This is a genomic window from Nocardia spongicola (genome assembly GCF_047200775.1).
Taxonomy (GTDB): Bacteria; Actinomycetota; Actinomycetes; order Mycobacteriales; family Mycobacteriaceae; genus Nocardia.
Window position 1 is genome coordinate 128,877 of record NZ_JBJZOO010000007.1, and the last position, 18,179, is coordinate 147,055.

Annotated in this window: 18 protein-coding genes and 1 pseudogene; 7 read left to right on the forward strand and 12 right to left on the reverse strand. The window is 63.5% G+C overall.

What is annotated here, in order from left to right; translation table 11 throughout:
- Positions 1-130: 130 nt before the first annotated feature.
- The 4 genes and pseudogenes from ACL02S_RS15645 to ACL02S_RS15660 all read right to left on the reverse strand — a co-directional run.
- Entirely contained in the window at positions 131-850 is a 720-nt protein-coding gene (locus ACL02S_RS15645; RefSeq protein ID WP_412803145.1) for an energy-coupling factor ABC transporter ATP-binding protein, read from the reverse strand.
- On the reverse strand, positions 847-1,608 hold the full coding sequence (gene cbiQ / locus ACL02S_RS15650) for a cobalt ECF transporter T component CbiQ (RefSeq protein ID WP_412803146.1): 762 nt from the start codon (positions 1,606-1,608) through the stop codon (positions 847-849). The genes ACL02S_RS15645 and cbiQ overlap by 4 nt, the downstream gene beginning before the upstream one ends.
- Complete coding sequence (locus ACL02S_RS15655) at positions 1,609-2,052, reverse strand: PDGLE domain-containing protein (protein WP_412803236.1); 444 nt, start codon at positions 2,050-2,052, stop codon at positions 1,609-1,611. It abuts the gene before it with no gap.
- Positions 2,026-2,673, reverse strand: a pseudogene (locus ACL02S_RS15660) (energy-coupling factor ABC transporter permease); the annotation flags it as partial. The gene ACL02S_RS15655 and the pseudogene ACL02S_RS15660, both read right to left, overlap by 27 nt.
- A 118-nt stretch (positions 2,674-2,791) precedes the next feature.
- Between ACL02S_RS15660 and ACL02S_RS15665 the strand changes: the two are divergent.
- The 3 genes from ACL02S_RS15665 to ACL02S_RS15675 all read left to right on the forward strand — a co-directional run bounded on the left by ACL02S_RS15665 (position 2,792) and on the right by ACL02S_RS15675 (position 5,750).
- The gene (locus ACL02S_RS15665) at positions 2,792-3,145 is read left to right on the forward strand and encodes an ArsR/SmtB family transcription factor (protein ID WP_412803147.1); all 354 of its coding nucleotides are present in this window, start codon (positions 2,792-2,794) and stop codon (positions 3,143-3,145) included.
- A gap of 144 nt (positions 3,146-3,289) precedes the next feature.
- Positions 3,290-3,484, forward strand: a complete 195-nt coding sequence (locus ACL02S_RS15670) for a heavy-metal-associated domain-containing protein (protein ID WP_412803237.1) — start codon at positions 3,290-3,292, stop codon at positions 3,482-3,484.
- 766 nt (positions 3,485-4,250) lie between these two features.
- The gene (locus ACL02S_RS15675) at positions 4,251-5,750 is read left to right on the forward strand and encodes an MFS transporter (protein ID WP_412803148.1); all 1,500 of its coding nucleotides are present in this window, start codon (positions 4,251-4,253) and stop codon (positions 5,748-5,750) included.
- A 32-nt stretch (positions 5,751-5,782) separates the two neighbouring features.
- Here ACL02S_RS15675 and ACL02S_RS15680 read toward each other — a convergent pair whose 3' ends face one another.
- From ACL02S_RS15680 to ACL02S_RS15700, 5 genes are all read right to left on the reverse strand, one after another.
- Positions 5,783-6,955: a serine hydrolase domain-containing protein gene (locus ACL02S_RS15680; protein WP_412803149.1), complete on the reverse strand. Its 1,173-nt coding sequence runs from the start codon at positions 6,953-6,955 to the stop codon at positions 5,783-5,785.
- A 255-nt stretch (positions 6,956-7,210) separates the two neighbouring features.
- Complete coding sequence (locus tag ACL02S_RS15685) at positions 7,211-8,422, reverse strand: fatty acid desaturase family protein (protein WP_412803150.1); 1,212 nt, start codon at positions 8,420-8,422, stop codon at positions 7,211-7,213.
- Positions 8,423-8,757: 335 nt separating this feature from the next.
- Positions 8,758-8,958, reverse strand: coding sequence for a hypothetical protein (locus ACL02S_RS15690; RefSeq protein WP_412803151.1), 201 nt, complete (start codon positions 8,956-8,958; stop codon positions 8,758-8,760).
- A 25-nt stretch (positions 8,959-8,983) separates the two neighbouring features.
- Positions 8,984-10,507, reverse strand: a complete 1,524-nt coding sequence (locus tag ACL02S_RS15695; protein WP_412803238.1) for an amidase — start codon at positions 10,505-10,507, stop codon at positions 8,984-8,986.
- Positions 10,508-10,628: 121 nt separating this feature from the next.
- A complete protein-coding gene (locus tag ACL02S_RS15700; protein ID WP_412803152.1) occupies positions 10,629-11,213 on the reverse strand; it encodes a TetR/AcrR family transcriptional regulator in 585 nt (194 codons plus the stop codon).
- 58 nt (positions 11,214-11,271) lie between these two features.
- Between ACL02S_RS15700 and ACL02S_RS15705 the strand changes: the two genes are divergently transcribed.
- Complete coding sequence (locus tag ACL02S_RS15705) at positions 11,272-12,201, forward strand: haloalkane dehalogenase (protein ID WP_412803153.1); 930 nt, start codon at positions 11,272-11,274, stop codon at positions 12,199-12,201.
- Between the two features lie 176 nt (positions 12,202-12,377).
- Positions 12,378-13,172 carry an ATP-grasp domain-containing protein gene (locus ACL02S_RS15710; RefSeq protein ID WP_412803154.1) on the forward strand — a complete coding sequence of 265 codons (795 nt, stop codon included), beginning with the start codon at positions 12,378-12,380 and terminating at the stop codon, positions 13,170-13,172.
- Between the two features lie 129 nt (positions 13,173-13,301).
- Here ACL02S_RS15710 and ACL02S_RS15715 read toward each other — a convergent pair whose 3' ends face one another.
- The 3 genes from ACL02S_RS15715 to ACL02S_RS15725 all read right to left on the reverse strand — a co-directional run bounded on the left by ACL02S_RS15715 (position 13,302) and on the right by ACL02S_RS15725 (position 15,789).
- Positions 13,302-14,183 carry an ATP-grasp domain-containing protein gene (locus ACL02S_RS15715; protein WP_412803155.1) on the reverse strand — a complete coding sequence of 294 codons (882 nt, stop codon included), beginning with the start codon at positions 14,181-14,183 and terminating at the stop codon, positions 13,302-13,304.
- A gap of 154 nt (positions 14,184-14,337) precedes the next feature.
- Positions 14,338-15,324 carry an NAD(P)-dependent alcohol dehydrogenase gene (locus ACL02S_RS15720; protein WP_412803156.1) on the reverse strand — a complete coding sequence of 329 codons (987 nt, stop codon included), beginning with the start codon at positions 15,322-15,324 and terminating at the stop codon, positions 14,338-14,340.
- A gap of 195 nt (positions 15,325-15,519) precedes the next feature.
- The gene (locus ACL02S_RS15725; protein WP_412803157.1) at positions 15,520-15,789 is read right to left on the reverse strand and encodes a hypothetical protein; all 270 of its coding nucleotides are present in this window, start codon (positions 15,787-15,789) and stop codon (positions 15,520-15,522) included.
- An 86-nt stretch (positions 15,790-15,875) separates the two neighbouring features.
- Here ACL02S_RS15725 and ACL02S_RS15730 point away from each other — a divergent pair, with 86 nt between their 5' ends.
- Entirely contained in the window at positions 15,876-17,261 is a 1,386-nt protein-coding gene (locus ACL02S_RS15730) for a pyridoxal phosphate-dependent decarboxylase family protein (RefSeq protein ID WP_412803158.1), read from the forward strand.
- Positions 17,262-17,491: 230 nt separating this feature from the next.
- On the forward strand, positions 17,492-18,166 hold the full coding sequence (locus ACL02S_RS15735; RefSeq protein ID WP_412803159.1) for a nucleoside/nucleotide kinase family protein: 675 nt from the start codon (positions 17,492-17,494) through the stop codon (positions 18,164-18,166).
- The last annotated feature ends 13 nt before the right edge of the window (positions 18,167-18,179 follow it).

Consider the following 18,179-nt stretch of genomic DNA (forward strand, 5'->3'; position numbering starts at 1 on the left):
GCTCGGCGAGTATCGAACACGTCGGCTGTCGACCCCTCCGGCATCTGCTGGGCACATACCGGGGCGGCAAGCGATCTCATGGCCGTGCGGCACCGCGGTCGCTTCCCGGCACGGTCAATGATCGCAGAGGTCAGCTGAGGCGGTGTTCGGCGAGCAAGGTGGCGTCGCTGAGGATTGTGTCGATGGGTCCGTCCGCGACGATACGACCGCCGTCGAGGATTACCGCGCGCTCACAGATGCGCTGGGCGTAGGGCAGGTCGTGGGTTACCAGGACGAGGGTGTTCGGCAGAGCGAGCAGGATATCGGCGAGTTCGCGGCGCGCCACCGGGTCCAGATTGGCCGCCGGTTCGTCGAGGACCAGTACCTCGGGGCGGCAGGCAAGGACGGTGGCGAGCGCGGCGCGGCGGCGTTCGCCGAGCGACAGGCGTGCCGGGGAGCGTTCGGCCCGGTCCGACATTCCGACCGCGGCGAGGGCGAAGCGCACGCTCTCGGCGAGTTCCTCGCCACGCATCCCGAAATTGGATGGTCCGAACGCGACATCTTGCCCGACCGTTGGCATGAACAGCTGATCGTCGGGATCTTGGAACACGACACCGACCCGCTGGCGTATCGCGCGAACGGTCTTGCTGTCCAATCGTGTTGTGCCGATGAACACCTCACCGGAACTCGCGGTGAGCACACCGTTGAGATGCAGCATCAACGTCGACTTGCCCGCGCCGTTGGGGCCGAGAACCGCGACTCGCTCACCGGGGGCGATGTCCAGATTCAGCCCGTGCAGCGCACCGGTCCCATCGGGATATGCGAAAGTCAGGTCGACCACACGTATGGCGGCCGCCGTAGACTCGTTCACCGCGCGACCCAGGCGCCGATACAGACACCGACTGCGGCCACGGCGGGAAGACAGGCGACCGACCATTGCTTCCGGGTGGCCGGGGGCGTGCCGAAGTCGGTGACAGTTCCGGTGAACCCGCGCGAGAGCATCGCTAGATGGACCCGTTCACCTCGTTCGTAGGATCGCAGAAACAGGCTGCCGACCCCGCGTCCTATCGCACCGATCTGGTGAATCATGCGCGGGTCGTCTCCACGTGAAATCCGGGCCAGGCGCATACGTGCCGCCTCGTCGGCGATCACGTCCACATACCGCAGCATCAGCACCATGATCGTCACGACCATGCCGGGTACGCGAAGCCTGCTGAGCCCGGCGGGCAGCTCACGTACACTCGTTGTGGCCGCGACCGTCAGCGAAATACCCACCCCGATAGTTCCTTTCGCGATGATTCCCCATGCGGCATACAGGCCGTTCGTCGACAGCGATACCCCGAGCAGTGTCGTTCGGGGTTCTCCCGCCGCGAACGGCAGCAGCACGGCCAGCACGACGAATGGTAGTTCGATCATCAGCCGAGGCGCGATCCACCGAAGTGGGATTCGTGCCATGCGCCAGACCACGACCAACCCGATTCCATAGGCAGCGAACGGCCAGAACAGTTCCCTCGGCGTCGCGACCACCGCGAAGACAGTGAGTACAGCGCAGACGATCTTCACTTCGGCCGGAGTTCGATGCACCGGCGAACTACCGGGTAGGTGCAGCCGGTGGCTGACGGTGGCCACCTAGGTGGTCACCGATCCAGAGGACGCGGTGCCACCTTCGGGTACATCGTCGCCCCTCCGACGCGGTCGACCGGCCCTGATGATGCGTACCACCGCGAACAGTGCGGCGAAGGCCGCGGCGACTCCGAGAACGCCCGCGATGCCGGTCAGCCGGTCGTCGCCGTCGATCGCGTAATCCGCCAGCGGCGAGTTCGCCAACAGGTGGCCTTCCGCATTCTGCGCGATGCACTCACCGTGCAATTCTTCGGCGCCATCGACCTCGACGACTGTGCAGCCACGTTGTGTGGTGGCATCCAAACCGTCCGGCTGCGAACTGGCCACATACGACAGCAGGCCGGCGACCAGCACCGCGACCACGGCGAAGCCGAAGAGGAATTTGTTCGTCGACAGCGCGACGCGCGGTACGTTCCCCCCTGTCCGCTCGCTGATCCGTAGCAGATACACCAAGTCCGGCCGTGCGTTGACAACGGCGACAACGGTGATCGCGGTGATGATGCCTTCACCGATGCCGATCAGCGTGTGCGTGAGCAGCATGTACCAAGCCACCGCACCGACGCCGGCCCCAGCGGCTCCGCCGACAGCGTATTCGATGACGAAACCCATCGCAGCACAGATCGTCCCGACCAAGGCGGCGACGAACGCGACAGCACCGATCCCGCCACGCTTCGATCCGAGGGGTAGCAATCCACGCGCAACGATGTAGCCGATCGCTACCCCGAGCAAAGCCATATTCGTGATGTTCGTACCCAGTGCCGTCAACCCACCGTCGGCGAACAGCAGCGCCTGGACGATGAGGACGATCGCTACGCACAGCGCGCCCACATAGGGCCCGACCAGAATCGCGGCGAGCGCTCCGCCGAGTAGATGCCCGCTCACGCCGGGCATGATCGGGAAGTTCACCATTTGCACCGCGAAGATGAACGCGGCCACCAGACCGGCCATCGGAGCGGAACGTTCATCGAGTTCGGCACGCACGCGCCTCGCCGCCAACCCCAGTCCGGCGACGGCGATGACCACGAATGCCACCGAAGTCGGTGCGCTGACAATGCCATCACTCATGTGCATGGCCGAAGTGGTATTCCTCATCCCCCGATACGATACTCGCAATATATGTTCAATCAGACAGGTGTGCGAGTATCGGCGGCGACTGGACCCGGCGAGGAGAGAACGGCAGAGTAGAACAGTGGCCACCAGCCCCGCGCTCGACCCAGAGCACTCCCAGCCCGCGCCGCTCGGTCTGGACGTGGCCGGTATCGAGAACTGGGCGCACCGGTTCGACCTACTGTCGGACGCCAATCGGCTCCGGCTGCTGGTGTGCCTGCACCACACCCCCGACCAGAACGTGACCGAACTGTCCACCACCGTCGGTATGACGGCTACCGCCGCGTCACATGCCCTGCGCCAGTTACGTCACCAAGGCTGGGTCACCGCTTCCAAGAGCGGCCGAATCGTGCGCTACCGCCTCGCCGACGAAACGATTCACCGACTCTTGCACTGGATCGGCGCCACCCACGCCTCCGAGCCGAGCCCGCTCTGAGGACTGCGGCTTCCGAGTAATATCCAGCATTCCATCAGCAACCGCAGTATCATCGATAGCCGCGGCGTCGCCGCTCGGCGAACGCCGCACCGGAACGTCCAATTCTCAGATGACGGGAGTGTCGTGTCCGAATTTGCATTCTCAGTGGATGGTCTACATTGCCAGGGATGCGCCGGAACTGTCGAGAAGGCGATCTCGACTATTCCCGACGTCCATCGTGTGAGCGTCGACCTGAATATCGAGGGACTGTCACGGGTAACCGTGGACGCCGACCACGAACTCGAGGCCGAGGAGATCCGCCACGCGCTTCGCAGCGGCGGCAATTTCACTCTGGTCTGACACCGCCGCCGCGCTTTCCTCACCGACGACCGGGTTCCAGCCGGACTTCGCAGTGCGCAACCGATTCGCAGAAATCGACCTGTACTCGAGCGCCGATGGCTCGCTCCCGGTGAGTTGGCGAGGACCTCGGCGGTCACCTTTCGAACGATCGACGTGTCGCCCTCGACCCGGTCGAGGGCGACATGTCGATCAGGTAACCGCAGATAGCACTCGACAGCAGAAAAATATCAACGCGATCTGATAGTCCACGTTCGCAAGAAGTTTCGCCGCCAGGTGGACAGCATCTTCTGCCGAGCCCGGCAAATGCGGATGTCCTTGTAGAAACGAGGCGACTTCGGACGGAAGTCGCCGAAGTCGCGCACGATCCGCACCATTTCCCCGGCGCGTTCGACCCTTGCTGGGGGCTTGCGCCGTTCCCCGAGCGAATCGCCCGTCGGATCCCTGCTGCATCTCGTGGAACGCTCGATTACCGGCAAACGGCTCATCGCCGAACTGGAGACGATGTTCCCCACGCGCAGCAGCCCGCCCGAGGTGCCGCGTATGGACAAACGGGCCCGAGATGATTTCAGCAGCACTGCAATAGTTCCGTGCTGACCAGGCAGGTATCTGCGGATCCCCGAGGTGGATGCCGAGATATCCGGCGGTGGGTGGCAGCCGCGGTGGCGGGTTCCGACCTTCGATTTGACCTCAACCTAACTCGAGGTTCCATGCTGTCCTGGTCGAGGCGGAAAGATCTTCGCAGAGGAACTCGAGAAGCAGGTAGCACGTGACAATCACGGTCGACTATGAGGTGCCCGATCCCGGGGAAAAGAGAACCGGCCGGCGCGGTTCGCACGCACTGCGCTGGTGGGTACTCGGTGTCCTCGGCGCCGCTCAGCTCATGATCGTGCTCGACGCGACCGTGATGAACATAGCGATGCCCTCCGCGCAACGAGATCTCGGCTTCAGCGACAGCGACCGCTTCTGGGGGTTCGCCGGCTACGCGCTGGCCTTCGGCAGCCTCTTGCTACTCGGCGGACGCCTCAGCGACCTGTTCGGCAGACGCAACACCTTCATCATCGGTTTGGTCGGTTTCGCGGTTGCCTCCATGGTCGGTAGCGCTGCCACCAGCTTCGAAATGCTCGTCGCGGCACGCGCCGGACAGGGTGTTTTCGGCGCGTTGCTGGCACCGGCCACCCTGTCGCTGCTCACTGTGACCTTCACCGAACCAGCCGAGCGGGCGAAAGCCTTCGGTATCTTCGGCGCGATGCCCGGGACCGGTGGAGCCATCGGCTTGCTACTCGGCGGCGCACTCACCGAATGGGCGTCGTGGCGCTGGGTGATGTTGGTGAACCTGGCCTTCGCCGCTGTCATCTTGGTTGGCGCGGTGCTGTTACTGGAGAAACACACGAGCGCCGAGCGACCCGAGCTCGACATTCCTGGTACGGCAGTTGTCACTGTGGGCTTGTTCGGCATCGTCTACGGCTTCGCGCACGCGGAATCGACCGGATGGACCGATGACGTCACCCTGACCTTCCTGCTCGGTGGTATGGCGCTGCTCGCGGTGTTCGTCTGGATGGAGACCCGGGTCGCGTATCCGCTCCTTCCGCCGCGGATCGTGCTCGACCGTATGCGCGGCGCCTCCTACCTGGCGGTCTTCATCATGGGCATCGGGTTGTTCGCGATGTACCTGTTCCTCACCTACTACATGCAACTAACCCTCGGTTACTCACCGATCACGACCGGCCTGGCATTCCTGCCGATCGTCGCCGCGACGGTGGTTTCCTCGACCACCACCCCGTTGGTGCTGCTGCCGAAGGTCGGACCGAAGATCGTGGCCAGTGGCGGTTTCTTGATCGCGGCGGCAGGCATGGCCTGGCTGACTCGGATAGGTGTGGATACCGGGTATGTCACCCATATCCTGCCCGCTCTTGTCCTGCTCGGACTCGGCCTCGGCGCCACGATGGCGACCGTTTTGCAGGGAGCGACCTCGGGTGTGCGGTACAAGGACACCGGTGTGGCCTCGGCCATGATCAACACCAGTCAGCAGGTCGGTGGATCGATCGGCGCAGCGCTGCTCAGCACTCTCGGCGCCGCCGCGGCCGGTGACTACCTGTCCGCCCATGAGCCGGACCCACTGACCATCGCCCAGTCCTCGATCGAGAGCTACACCACCAGCTTCGGATGGGCCGCGGCGATCTTCTCGGCAGGCAGCATTCTCACCGCGGTACTCATGCCGAACACAGTGCCGGTACCCGCCGCAGGAGAGCCCGCACCGGCTCGTTGAGTGTTGTGCCGCATCCCCCATGCTCGGGCGGCTCAGGCGAATGCTGTGCGCAGCACATCGGACCAAGGCTGCCAGCGCGGGTCGGGTCCGCCTGTGTCATCACCCACCATATTCGTGCACGTGTAACCCACGGCGACACCGGATTCGGGATGGGCCATACCGATCCTTCCTCCGGTTCCGACCTGCCCGAAAGCCCCGTCACCCAGCAACTGGGCAGGCCGGGTGAGTTCGTAGCCGTTGGCGAAGTAGTTGCCCCGCGGCAGCACGTCCAGCGGCGCGGGATGGCCGAGGCCCTCGGTCTGTGGTTGCCGTGCCCGCTCGACCGCTTCCGGAGTGAGCAACCGGATACCGTCGATTTCACCGATCGTCGCCGCGAACATCCGCGCCACGGAACGCGCGTTCCCGATCCCGTTGCCGGAGGGCACCTCCGCCGAGTGGCCGGCGCGAGTATTGAGCAGTGCGAGGCCCTCGTCTCTGGCCGCGACCGTCGCGAGCGTCGCGCGAACCAGCCGGGCGTCGAGGTCGACGCCCATGCGGCTCAACACCGCTTCCACATCGGCAGCCCCAGGCAACTGCCGCCGCACGAACTGCGGAACGACACGGTATTCCTGGTCTTCCGGCAGACCTATCCACAGACTCAGCCCGAGCGGCTCGGCAATCTCGGTGGCGAGGAACTCACCGACACTCTTACCGGAGACCCGGCGGATCAGCTCTCCGGCCAGATAGCCCCAGGTGAGGGAGTGATAGTAGAACGCGGTTCCCGGCTCCCATAAGGGTGGCATCGATTCCAGTGCGGATACGCATGCCGACCAGTCCGTCAGTTCCCGAGCCCCGATACCTGATCCGGCATCGAAACTCGACAGGCCACCTCGGTGCGACAGTACGTCGGCGACCGTGATGTCACCTTTTCCTTCCGCCGCGAACTCCGGCCAGTATTCCCGAACCGGCGCGTCGAGATCGAGCAGGCCGCGATCAACGAGGATGTGCACACAGGTCGCGGTCATCCCCTTCGACACCGACATGAGCACCGTCAGCGATTCCGCGTCCCAGGTCTTCCCGGATTCCGGATCCTGTCCCGTCCACAGATCCACCACCACGCGTCCTCGGCGATAGACGCAGAGTTGCGCGCCACCCGCATCACCGTCGTGTGCGCGGGCGAAACCGTCCTGGACCCCCTCGAATCCACGCTCGACAAACCCATCCACCAATGCCTTCGAGCCTCCTCGACAAGATCCAGCGGGCACACCCAGGGCGGGACGAAACCCCTTCGCACCCAAACAATATTCGACCGGACTCCGGTCGACACTGCCTCTCGAGGCACTGTAGTCCGCCGCAAACCCCCACGGCGCGTTTCGCGACTACGGTCGCCAGGTACTCGGGCAGGCGAAGGAGATCACTATCGCTACGACAACCCGTGCCTTCGATGCGCTATCGGGTAACTCGTCGGTTCTGGCAGGTACTTACCAGGCCGCTGCCGATACCTTCGGCTGCGCCGCGATCTCCTCATCGAAGCGCTGTCCCGCGCTCTGCGCGAGAGATTCGGTCTCCCTGCGCTCGGACGAGGTCTCCGGGGCATCGTCGGAGGTGGCCACCAGGAACCTGTCGGGAAACGACAGCTTGATGATGGTTCTCAGGGTCAGCAGATACTGATAGAAGAATGAGCCACTGGTATAGGAGAGATCATATTCCTCTGCGAGTTCTCTGACCCGATGGGAGATCTCTTCCATCCTGTTGCTGGGCAGGTCGGGGAAGAGATGGTGTTCGATTTGATGGGACAGGGTACCTGATAAGAACCGCAACACAGGTCCTGCCCGGAAGTTCGTGCTACCGAAGAATTGCCTCAGGTACCACTCCCCTTTGGTCTCGTCTTCCAGCTCTCGCCTGGTGAACTTCTCCGCGCCATCCGGAAAATGCCCACAGAACGTCACCATCTGCTCCCAGATATTTCGGATCGAGCTCGCGGTGAGATCGGCGGTCATCGTAGCTCTCCATGATCTTCCGGAGAGGATCGGAAAGATCAAATAATCCTTCAGGAGTTGTTTCGACGCCTTTCTGCCGACCTCCCTCATTCTGATCTTGAATTTCCGTTTGTCACTCCTACCCGCCAGAACTTTGGGTATCTCCAGATGGTAGATGCACATACCGAACTCATAGAGAACCGAGATGGGCATCAGATAGAGGACGTTGCCCATGTGGTACGGCCTCCAGGTGCGATCCCTGGTAATTCTCAGCAGGCCGTAACCCTCGTCGGGGTCCATGCCGATAACGTTGGCATACACGTGATGGCGGAAGTTGTGAGCTTCTCTCCAATGCTCCGCAGGCATGCTGTGATCCCACTCCCAGGTTGTGGAGTGGATCTCCGGATCATTCATCCAGTCCCATTGGCCGTGCATGACATTGTGACCGATCTCCATGTTCTCCACGATCTTGGAAAGGGTCAGCAGAGACATTCCCGCCCACCAGCCTGCCCTCTTACCGGAGCTGGTAGCCAGGACGATTCTGGCCAGAGCCTCGCAACTTCGCTGGAAGGCGATGGTTCTGTGGATATACCTGGCGTCCTTCTCACCCAGGTCGGACTCGATTTCTTTCCGAAGCAGATCCAGTCTCTGGCCGAACTCCTCGATATCCTTCGGGGCTAGATGGGCATAAGCCCCTACGTCCGATATGGCCATGCGCTCGGTACCTCTTCCTGTTACGAACTTCGAGCAGGAATCTGTCAGGTCTGCAGGCGTTGGAGATAGATCGACCTGAGTCGCTCCCATATATCTGCTAAACGAAGAGAATAATGCAATGTTCCATTACTGGCAGCCATTAGTACAGAGTGAATGGAAAATTTTATCCTGGAGCGCTCCGGTGAGTTGTGGTCATACACTGCCGACAGCGGTCCCTACCAGCACAGAGACAGGGAGGATCGGCCGATACGCACCGATACCGAAATGTTCTGCTTTTCTTTTGCCATAGCAGATCCACCCCAATCGCCAATTAATAGCCGCCTGCTATGAAAATCTCACTGCATGGATTCGTTTTCATCGTGGTGATTCGCAGCGGCGACCACCGTGGTGACAGCGGTGATATTCGCGGGCATGAACTCGTCCGGCGAACCGCTGCAATCGGCATAGCGATTCCCGACACCGGTGAACCACGTCGGCCCAGTGCGCCCACGTATAACCCACTGGTAGTGATCCAGCCACCCCACGACCCGATCCACGAAGCGACAGGATGCGCCTATGGTTTCAGATTGTCAGAGTCGGCGAGAATCGCGGCGGTCGTCGCATTCGAGTCGCCTGCTCGAAGGCGTACGCGTAGCCGATGAGCTGGGGCTCCGCAAACGCGCCCGCGAAGAACGACAATCCGACGGGCAGGCCGTGAACATAACCGGCAGGCACCGAAATGTGTGGGTATCCAGCTACTGCGGGGGCTGTGGAACATCCACCGGGCAGTACGTTGTCTCCGACCAAAGGGTCGATGACGAACGGCGGTGACCCTTCGGTGGGTGCGACGATCGCGTCCAGCTGATGGTCGTGCAGCGCCTTGTCGATTCCGTCCCTACGACTGCGGCGGCGTAGCTCCGCGACGATCCCGAGGTACTCCTCGCTGTCCAGACCGGCTTTTGTTTGTGCCTGCTGGAGAAACTCCTGACGAAAGTACGGCATGACCCGGCTGGCGTTGTCCTCGTTGAACCGGATCAGCTCCCCGAGGTCTCGTACCGCCGCGTACGGGTGGCTCGCGAGGTAACTGTTGAGGCTCGCCTTGATGCCGTAGCGGAACAGCTCGAGCTCTAGATCGCTGAAAGCTGGTAATGAGCTGGCCTGAACAGGGTCGATGATCTCGGCCCCCAAATCCGCCAGCTGGTCGATCGCGTATTCGATCACCTTATCGGTTGCCTCATGCCAGCCGAAACACTCTCGGGCCACACCGAGCCGGGCACCACGAAGAGCGGCCGGGTCGAGGAATCTACGATAGTCGAGTACGTCGCGCGCCGAAACGCTCCGTGTCGCAGGATCGCGTTCGTCGTATCCGGCCAGCCCCGTCAACATAACGGCCACATCCGCCACGCAACGGCCCATGGGCCCGGCAGTGTCCTGCGGAGCCGCCACCCCGATAACACCCGAGCGGCTCAATAGCCCGACGGTGGGTTTGATTCCGACGATCCCGTTGGCCGAGGCCGGCCGGACAATGGAGCCGTCGACCTCGGCACCGATGGCGCCCATACACAGATCCGCCGCCACTGCCACTGCCGATCCGGAACTGGAGCCGATCGGACTGCGATCGAGTACATACGGATTACGCGTCTGACCGCCGCGGCTGCTCCAGCCGCTGCATGGCCGGGCCGAGCGAAAGTAACCCCACTCGCTCATATTCGCCTTACCGAGAATCACCGCCCCGGCATCGCGCATCTTCTCGACCATAAACGCGTCTCGAGGTGCGATATTGCCCTCCAGCGCCAACGAACCAGCAGTCGTCATCATCGTGTCGGCGGTATCGATACTGTCCTTGACCACGATGGGGACCCCGTGCAGTGGACCGCGGATCCGACCCTGCCGCCGCTCCGCATCGAGCTCTTCGGCGATAGCGGGCGCATCGGGGTTCACCTCGATCAGCGACCTCAGCGTCGGGCCGGAAGAATCGATTTCCGACACCCGACGCAGATAGTGCTCGATCAAGGCGGCAGCGGTCCATTCGCCGCGTTCGAAGGCCTGTTGCAGCTCAGCGATCGTAAACTCTGACAGCTCCATTCTGGCTCCCTCAGGCGCTATTCACCAAGGCATCGTCAGGAAATACGGCATGGCACCGCACTACTTCCATAGTGCCGAGATCGCACCTATTTCGCTTCCCAGCGCGCCACACCAGGTCGGCACTCGGCGACAGCACAGCGAATCATGGCTGTCGCAGGGTGAGTCCGAGGAACGCGTGCAACCCGGCGGTGATCTGCGCTGCGGGGCTGTTGGAAACCTTGGCCAGCAGGATCAGGCCCTGGATCTGCGCGAGGATCGTATGCGCCAGCTGGTCGGGGTCGACATCGTCGCGCAGAACCGCGTGCTCGGCGGCGGTGTGGCACGCAGCGGCCAATTTCGCCTCCCAGCTCGCCAGTACCGTAGCGACATATTCGCGCAGCGCTTCGTCGGTGGTGGACAGTTCGGCCGCCAGATTGCCGAACGGGCACCCGACGATGCGGCCGAACCGCTTTTCGAAACCACCCTGCACCAACGTCACCGCACTCGCGACAGCCAGCAAATGGTCCGCCGGATCGCGGTCGCTCTCCTGGGCCAACCACTGCTCCATCTCCGCGGCATGCAGATCGATAACAGCCTTGGCCACGTCGGCTTTCGAGGAGAAGAAGTGATAGAAGCTGCCTTTGCGCACATCCGCGGCGGCACACAGATCACTGACCCCCACCGAGTGATAGCTGCGGGTGATGAACAGCTTGGCCGCAGACCGCACGATCCGATCGCGTGTTTGCATGCCGTCGAACATATGTGTAGTTGACCGGTCGGTCAAATCGCTGATACGTTCGGCATTCATGAAGACTTTGCGCACACCCGATGAGCGTTTCGCCGATCTGCCCGACTTCCCCTACTCGCCGCAATACGCCGAGGTCCCGGACGGCGAAGGCGGCACACTGCGGATGGCGTGGATCGAAGACGGACCCGCGGACGCGGACCCGGTGCTGATGCTGCACGGCGAACCGACCTGGTCGTTCCTGTACCGGCGGATGATTCCGATATTGGTCGCGGCCGGTCATCGCGTCATCTGCCCCGATCTGGTCGGCTTCGGCCGCTCCGATAAGCCCGCTGACGTGGAAGACCACACCTACGCGCGACACGTCGAATGGGTGCGTGCCCTGGTATTCGACAAGCTCGACCTGAACCGCGTAACACTGGTCTGTCAGGACTGGGGTGGACTGATCGGTTTGCGCCTGGCCGCCGAGCACCCCGACCGGTTCAGCAACATTGTGGCCGCCAACACCGGCCTGCCCAGCGGCGACATCTCGATGCCCGAGGTGTGGCTGCAGTTCCGCGAAATCATCCGAACCGTGCCAACCATCGATGTCGGACAGTTCGTGCGGTCGGGCTGCCTACGTCCGGTGAGCGATGCGGTCATCGCCGCATACAACGCACCGTTCCCCGATGACTCCTACTCCGCCGGTCCCCGCGCGATGCCGGGGCTGGTGCCGACCACGCCAGAAGACCCCGCCGCGGCAGCCAACCGGGCAGCCTGGGCGACGCTGTGCGAAAGCCCGACCCCGATGCTGGTGGCATTCAGCGACAGCGACCCGATCACCGGCGGAATGGCGCCGATCTTCCAGCGCGAGATGCGCGGAGCCGGCGGGTATGAACACCCGGTGGTCGATAATGCCGGACACTTCCTGCAAGAGGATGCCGGCGAAACGTTGGCCGGTCACATTGTCGAGTTCCTCGGGAAAGTTCAGGAACGCCACAGCGAATCCTGAACGCCGTACTCAGCCTGGAGGCTGATCGGCACTTGCCCGACTCTCCATAACCAGGGACCACAGGTGCGGTGGCAGCGGGCCGCGGTCATCCCGCAGGGACTTGCTGTCCAGAGGCATGTAGCGCTCCGCGATTCGCGGGATCTCGGTGTCTGTAATCCCTATTACAGTCACTGACGATGTCTACCTTGATACTGTCACCGCGCTATTCCCCGGATTCCCGGACCATGCGATCGGCGGCACTTCGATCCGGTTGGAATGTCCTGCGGTTGCCGAACTGGCGGGCCCCCGAGGACAAAGCACCAGAGGTAACAGCAGTCTATGGTGAGCCGTTGTTCGCGAAGGTTGTTGCCGGGCAGCTCGGACTGGCGCTGCTCGATGCACCCGATGACTGGTTGCCCGGTCTACCGGAACGGTTTCGACGGCGAGACATCTGGGTGGCCACGATGGATGTAGCTCGGACCTTTCCGAACCCGGTGTTCGTCAAACCGGCGGACGGCGATAAGGGATTCGCGGGCAGGGTGTACCGACATGGCGAGGGGCTACCTTCACCTGACGCCTGCCCCGAAAGCACCCCGGTGCTGTTGGCCGAACCAGTGCGGTGGGAGTCGGAATTCCGCTGCTTCGTCAAAGATGGTGTAGTGCTGACGATGTCGCCGTACCTCCGCAATGGTAAAGTCGCTCGGTCAATCGATGGCAGCCGACCGATGACGTCGGCGGAGGAGGTAGAGGTCCGCTCCTTCGCCGAGCAGTTGTTCTCCGAAGTGCCTGCGCCACCTGCGGTCGTGATCGATATCGGCATGATCGAAGGCCGCGGGTGGGCTGTCGTAGAAGCCAACAGCGCGTTCGGGGCCGGTGTGTACGGGTGCAACCCGGACCGGGTCCTCGAAGTACTCGCCCGTGGCTGTGTACCACGCACCAAGGTCTCCGCAGCCGATGTCCATTGGGTCGCACCAGCTCTCGAATTGCGCTGACTGGTATCCGGGTGCTGGGAATGGGGCGAGCTTGCGACCTCGGTGATCAGTGAGAACGGCGGCGAATGGCCTGGGTCGAAGCCGGCGGGTGCGACCACGCCCAGGCAGCCATGTACAGCAACCGAAGGATCAGTCGGGCCGGGTTTCGAGCAGTGCCTCGACGATCGACTCCGGTCCGATACCCGCAGGTAAATCTGATACTTGGCCGTCACCGACTTCCACCACCCGACAGACACCGTCCTCGCGTAACGCGAGATCCGTGGTGACAAAACGGGCACCCAGTTGCGCGACGCACGTACCAACTCGATCCAACTGCAGCTCAGGACACTCGCCCGGTGTGTCTGGATGCGCGCCGACCAGCAGTGGCACCCCGTCCAGCCACCACACCCTCGCCTCCGCCGCCCTGCGTGCACCGACACCGAAAGATTCGAAGGCCCGCAGCACGATTCCGCCTGCGAGATAATCACCCTGCTCGGCGATAAAAGCGGCCACGACCTGGTGTAGGCGGACGGTATCGGCGAGATTCGGGATATAACAGGCGGTGGCCCAGGCGTGCTTGGCCGATTTCACATAGTCTTTGACAATGCCCGCACCGCCACCGAGCGGGGCTGCCAGGTTCGCCAATGTGGCGGCGTCCGGCACCTGACCCGGCGGACTCGGCAGCCACCGGCTGGCCGGAGTCACGACCGCGAATGTCTCGTACCAACCAGGTAACTCATGCGCCTTCCGGTATGTCGTGGCGTCTACGATAAGCGGTGTTCCACGAGCCGCGAGTGCGTCGGCCAATGCCGAGTAAGCGGCCGAGGGGATCATCCAGCCGCGATACCAGGCAGGTCCGATATCTCGCGGGACATTCCGAACGGCTGCCGCAGCATCACCGGCCACCAACAGATCGTGGTCGATCAACCCGACGGGCGCACCGAGTTCGCGAGCCGCAGTGGTCTCGGCGGCGAAATAGGGATCGGGGCGACGCGGATCGAGCGGATCAGCGCAAAACAACATGCTGGGCATCAGGACATGATCCTCAGCCCTCCCGACCGGAGTAAACCGCATTACCACAGCGGTCACGCCGCCGGCAGGCCATGAACTGCCGGACGGGCGGTGCGCCGACATCGACTCAGCATCGACGCACTGCCAGAGGGTCTGTCGCGAATACCAATTCGAGCTATTTCACCGCGATCACGATCTTGCCGCGAGCGTGCCCTCGCTCCAGGTAACCGATAGCGGCAGGCAGTTCGTCGAACGGATAGTCGCGGTCGATGACCGGCGTCACCGCGCCTGCTTCGATAGCTTCCCTGAGCACCACCAGATCCTCCGCATTCGGCGCGACAGTGAAGCTGGTCAGCCGTTGGCTCACGAATGGGGATATCACGCGGGCAGCGAGCAGACGGCCTATAGGACCGATCCAGCGGTTGTCGGAGTCACCGCCTGCCAACACCAGTGTGCCGTCAGGCTCGAGTATCCGTAGATAGTCCGATGCGGAATACGTTCCGGACAACTGGAACACCGCGTCATAGCGGTGCCCGCCGCGGCGGAAATCCACTCGGGTGTAATCGATGACCTGGTCCGCCCCGAGGGATCGGACCAGCTCGATATTCCCCGGGCCGCATACCCCGGTCACCTCGGCGCCCCAGTGTTCGGCGAGTTGCACCGCGAATGTGCCGACACCACCCGCCGCACCGACGATCAGTACGCGCTTGCCTGGACCGATCCCCGCGTGATCGCGCAGTCCCTGCACAGCGGTGCTCGCCGCCAGTGGCACCGCCGCGGCCTGCTCGAACGAGAGATTGGCAGGTTTGTGCGCCACGCGATCCACCGGGATGGCGACGTATTCGGCGAAGGCGCCGAAACCGCGCAGGAACGGACTGCCGAAGACCTCGTCTCCGGGGCGAAATCCAGTGACGCCCGCACCGACCGATTCCACCTGCCCGGCCACATCGCAACCGGGCACCGTGTGCTGTGGTCGCCGCAGCCCCACTTGGAGGCGGGCGATGTGGGGAATACCTCTGATCAGGTGCCAGTCAGCAGGGTTCACCGAGGTGGCGTGCACGCGGACCAGCACCGAGTTGCCCTCCGGCGTCGGGACATCGATATCGCGCAACTGCAAGACTTCGGCGGGTGCGCCGTATTCGTCCTGAACGATCGCTTTCATAGTTGCTTACCTTTCCGATGGGTGTGGGAGGGCGCTTGTCCAGCACAATCCATCGTGGCGGCGGGCCGGTGCGCGATCATCCGCCGCGCGGATATTCGCTTCCCTCCTTGGAGTCGGGTTGCCGCGCTGCGTCGCTCCGCCTGACGGCGGAGACGGTATCCGCACCGGGTGTGATGACCGCAGGCCCTGGCTGACCTACCAGCGTTCCGGTTTCAGGACGATGAGCGATCGCACCGCGCTCTCGTCGTCCGGCGCGGTGGATGGATTCCGTGATCCGTTCACCCGCCGGCCGCGCGGCTCGGACGCGATCCTGGCGCTCATCACGTTCCTGGGGAAACTGCGATGGATCCAGTGGGCTGCCAGCACATGGGTTCCCGGTTCCCAGGCGGCATCCACGCTGAACCAGCCGACTCCACCGGCAGCGAACACTACAGCTATTTGCGATACCCGTAGCGATTCACTCATATCCACTTCTTTCGAAGTGGACCGTGTATTTTGCCGCGAATCTGCATAGCCTCACTGCCGACTACTCGACAGAATGGAGTTCGCGCGTGGATCCACACTTGGTCCAGGACATCGCTCAGCTACCCGACGTGATGAGCATGGTGCACAAGCATGCCGCCGCGGTCCTGGAGGATGTCGCGGAACGGGATGTGCTGCCTACGCGGGCCATGCCAGAGGCGCAGCCGCTCACCGAGTCCGGGATCGGACTGCGCGCCGCTCTCGACGACTTCGCCACCCGCTGGGAGCCTTGCCTTTCCGCGAGTTCGGGCCCGCGCTACTGGGGGTTCGTCACCGGCGGCGTCACGCCCGCCGCACTGGCAGGTGACTGGCTGACCGCGACATGGGACCAGAACGCATTCTCATTGCTCGACGCAGCGGGACACCACCTGGAACAGGAAGCGGTGAACTGGCTGCGCGAGCTGTTCGGGATCGGCCCCGCGCACCAGGGAATGTTCGTCAGCGGCGCGACGATGTCGAATATGGTCGGCCTGGCGATCGCACGAGAATGGCTGGGGCAACGGCTCGGTATCCGTCCCGCCGACGATGGTGCGGCTGCGCTCGGTCCGGTACGGGTGCTGTCGGGCAATGCCCACTCCAGTGTGTCCAAGGCACTGTCGGTGCTCGGGCTCGGGCGCAAGGCGCTGATTCAGGTGGCGACTATCCCCGGCCGGGAAGCCGTAGACCCACGGGCACTGGAACAGGCCCTCCAGGAAACCTCGGGCCCATGTATCGTCGTCGCCAATGCGGGGACGGTCAATACGGGCGATTTCGACGATATCCGCGCCATCGCCGCACTCCGTGACCGCTACGATTTCTGGCTGCACGTGGATGCCGCCTTCGGCGCTTTCGCCGTGTTGTCTCCCGAACACGCCCACCTCGCCGACGGCCTCGAACTCGCCGACTCGATCTGCATCGACCTGCACAAATGGCTCAACGTGCCCTACGACAGCGCAGTACAGTTCACCCGGCACCGTGACCTGCAGACCAGGGTCTTCCACAACGCCGCGGCATATCTCGGTCCGCTCGGCGCGGATGCCGATCCGCTCCATTCGGTGCCAGAGAACTCGCGCAGACTCAGAGCGCTGGCCGCTTGGTTCACGCTGCGAGCCTATGGCCGCGCCGGGCACAGCGAGATCGTGCAACGCTGCATCGCCTGCGCACACCGGCTGGCCGACGGATTGGGCTCGATCCCGGAGCTACAGCTAATCGCCCCGGTGCACCTCAACGTGGTGTGCTTCACCCTCACCGAAGACCCGACCGCCGACCGCGTGAATGCCCTCGCCCGGCGCCTCCACCACCAGGTGTTCCTCACCCCGACCGTCCTCGCCGGAACCCCGGCGCTACGGGCCGCTTTCAGCAACTGGCGCACCACCGACACCGATGTCGATACCGTGCTGGAGGCCATCGCCGACACCGTCCACGACCTCACCTGACCGAAAGTCGGGCGGTCTCCACTGACGGTTCCGCGGGGAGCCATTCGGTACTGTGCCCCATTCGGTCTCGCGGTGGCGATTCTTGCACGGCCGCAACATTTCCGGCCAGGCTGATCCGTCGGGTTCTGTCCGGTGCGGCCACACCGATCCCGCACGCGGATGCGGAAATCGACCGGCAACCCGTTGGTATGGTGGTACGCACCGATTCGACACGGGCAGAGGTTTCCGGAATGCGTGTGGGCAGCGAGGTCTCCGTGGCCGAACTCGCGGCGTGGGTTGCCTGCCGCGTCCCCGCGGGCCGACGGTACCTGCTCGGCATCGCCGGGCCGCCCGCAGCGGGAAAAACAACGCTGGCACAGAACCTCGCCGTGGCGATCACCTCGGCATACGGGCTCCCGGCCGAGACCGCCCCGATGGACGGTTTCCACAAGACATCCGCTGAGCTGGACACCCTCGGCGCGCGCCATCGGAAGGGTCGACCCGATACTTTCGAGGTAACCGGGTTCGTGGAACGGCTGAACCTGCTGCGCGAAGCGCCACTGGGACAATACGTGCCCTGGCCGAGCTACGACCGGGAGCTGCACGATCCGGTGCCCGATGCGATCGGCTTCACCCAGCAGCGGGTCGCAGTGGTAGAAGGCAACTATTTACTGCTGGAGCAGCCCGGATGGGCCGAGGTGCGCAGCCGGCTGGACGAGGTGTGGTATCTCGACGCCGAGGACCGGGTGATCATCCGGCGGCTGACCGAACGCCACCTGCGCGGCGGCAAATCCGCCGAGCAGACCCGCACCATGATCGCCGACAGCGATCTCCCCAATGCTCGCCTGATCACGAACACTCGCGACCGCGCCGATACGATGCTGCGCGAAACCGCCGGGAACTACCTCGTCTGTGGAATGCGGTGAGATCGGACGCCCG

Coding starts and splice junctions, on each gene's coding strand:
- ACL02S_RS15705 (WP_412803153.1), top strand. CDS start 11,272: ATGAAGACTTTGCGCACACCCGATGAGCGTTTCGCCGATCTGCCCGAC.
- ACL02S_RS15715 (WP_412803155.1), bottom strand. CDS start 14,183: ATGCCCAGCATGTTGTTTTGCGCTGATCCGCTCGATCCGCGTCGCCCC.
- ACL02S_RS15720 (WP_412803156.1), bottom strand. CDS start 15,324: ATGAAAGCGATCGTTCAGGACGAATACGGCGCACCCGCCGAAGTCTTG.
- ACL02S_RS15735 (WP_412803159.1), top strand. CDS start 17,492: ATGCGTGTGGGCAGCGAGGTCTCCGTGGCCGAACTCGCGGCGTGGGTT.
- ACL02S_RS15725 (WP_412803157.1), bottom strand. CDS start 15,789: ATGAGTGAATCGCTACGGGTATCGCAAATAGCTGTAGTGTTCGCTGCC.
- ACL02S_RS15700 (WP_412803152.1), bottom strand. CDS start 11,213: ATGCAAACACGCGATCGGATCGTGCGGTCTGCGGCCAAGCTGTTCATC.
- ACL02S_RS15685 (WP_412803150.1), bottom strand. CDS start 8,422: ATGGCCATATCGGACGTAGGGGCTTATGCCCATCTAGCCCCGAAGGAT.
- ACL02S_RS15710 (WP_412803154.1), top strand. CDS start 12,378: ATGTCTACCTTGATACTGTCACCGCGCTATTCCCCGGATTCCCGGACC.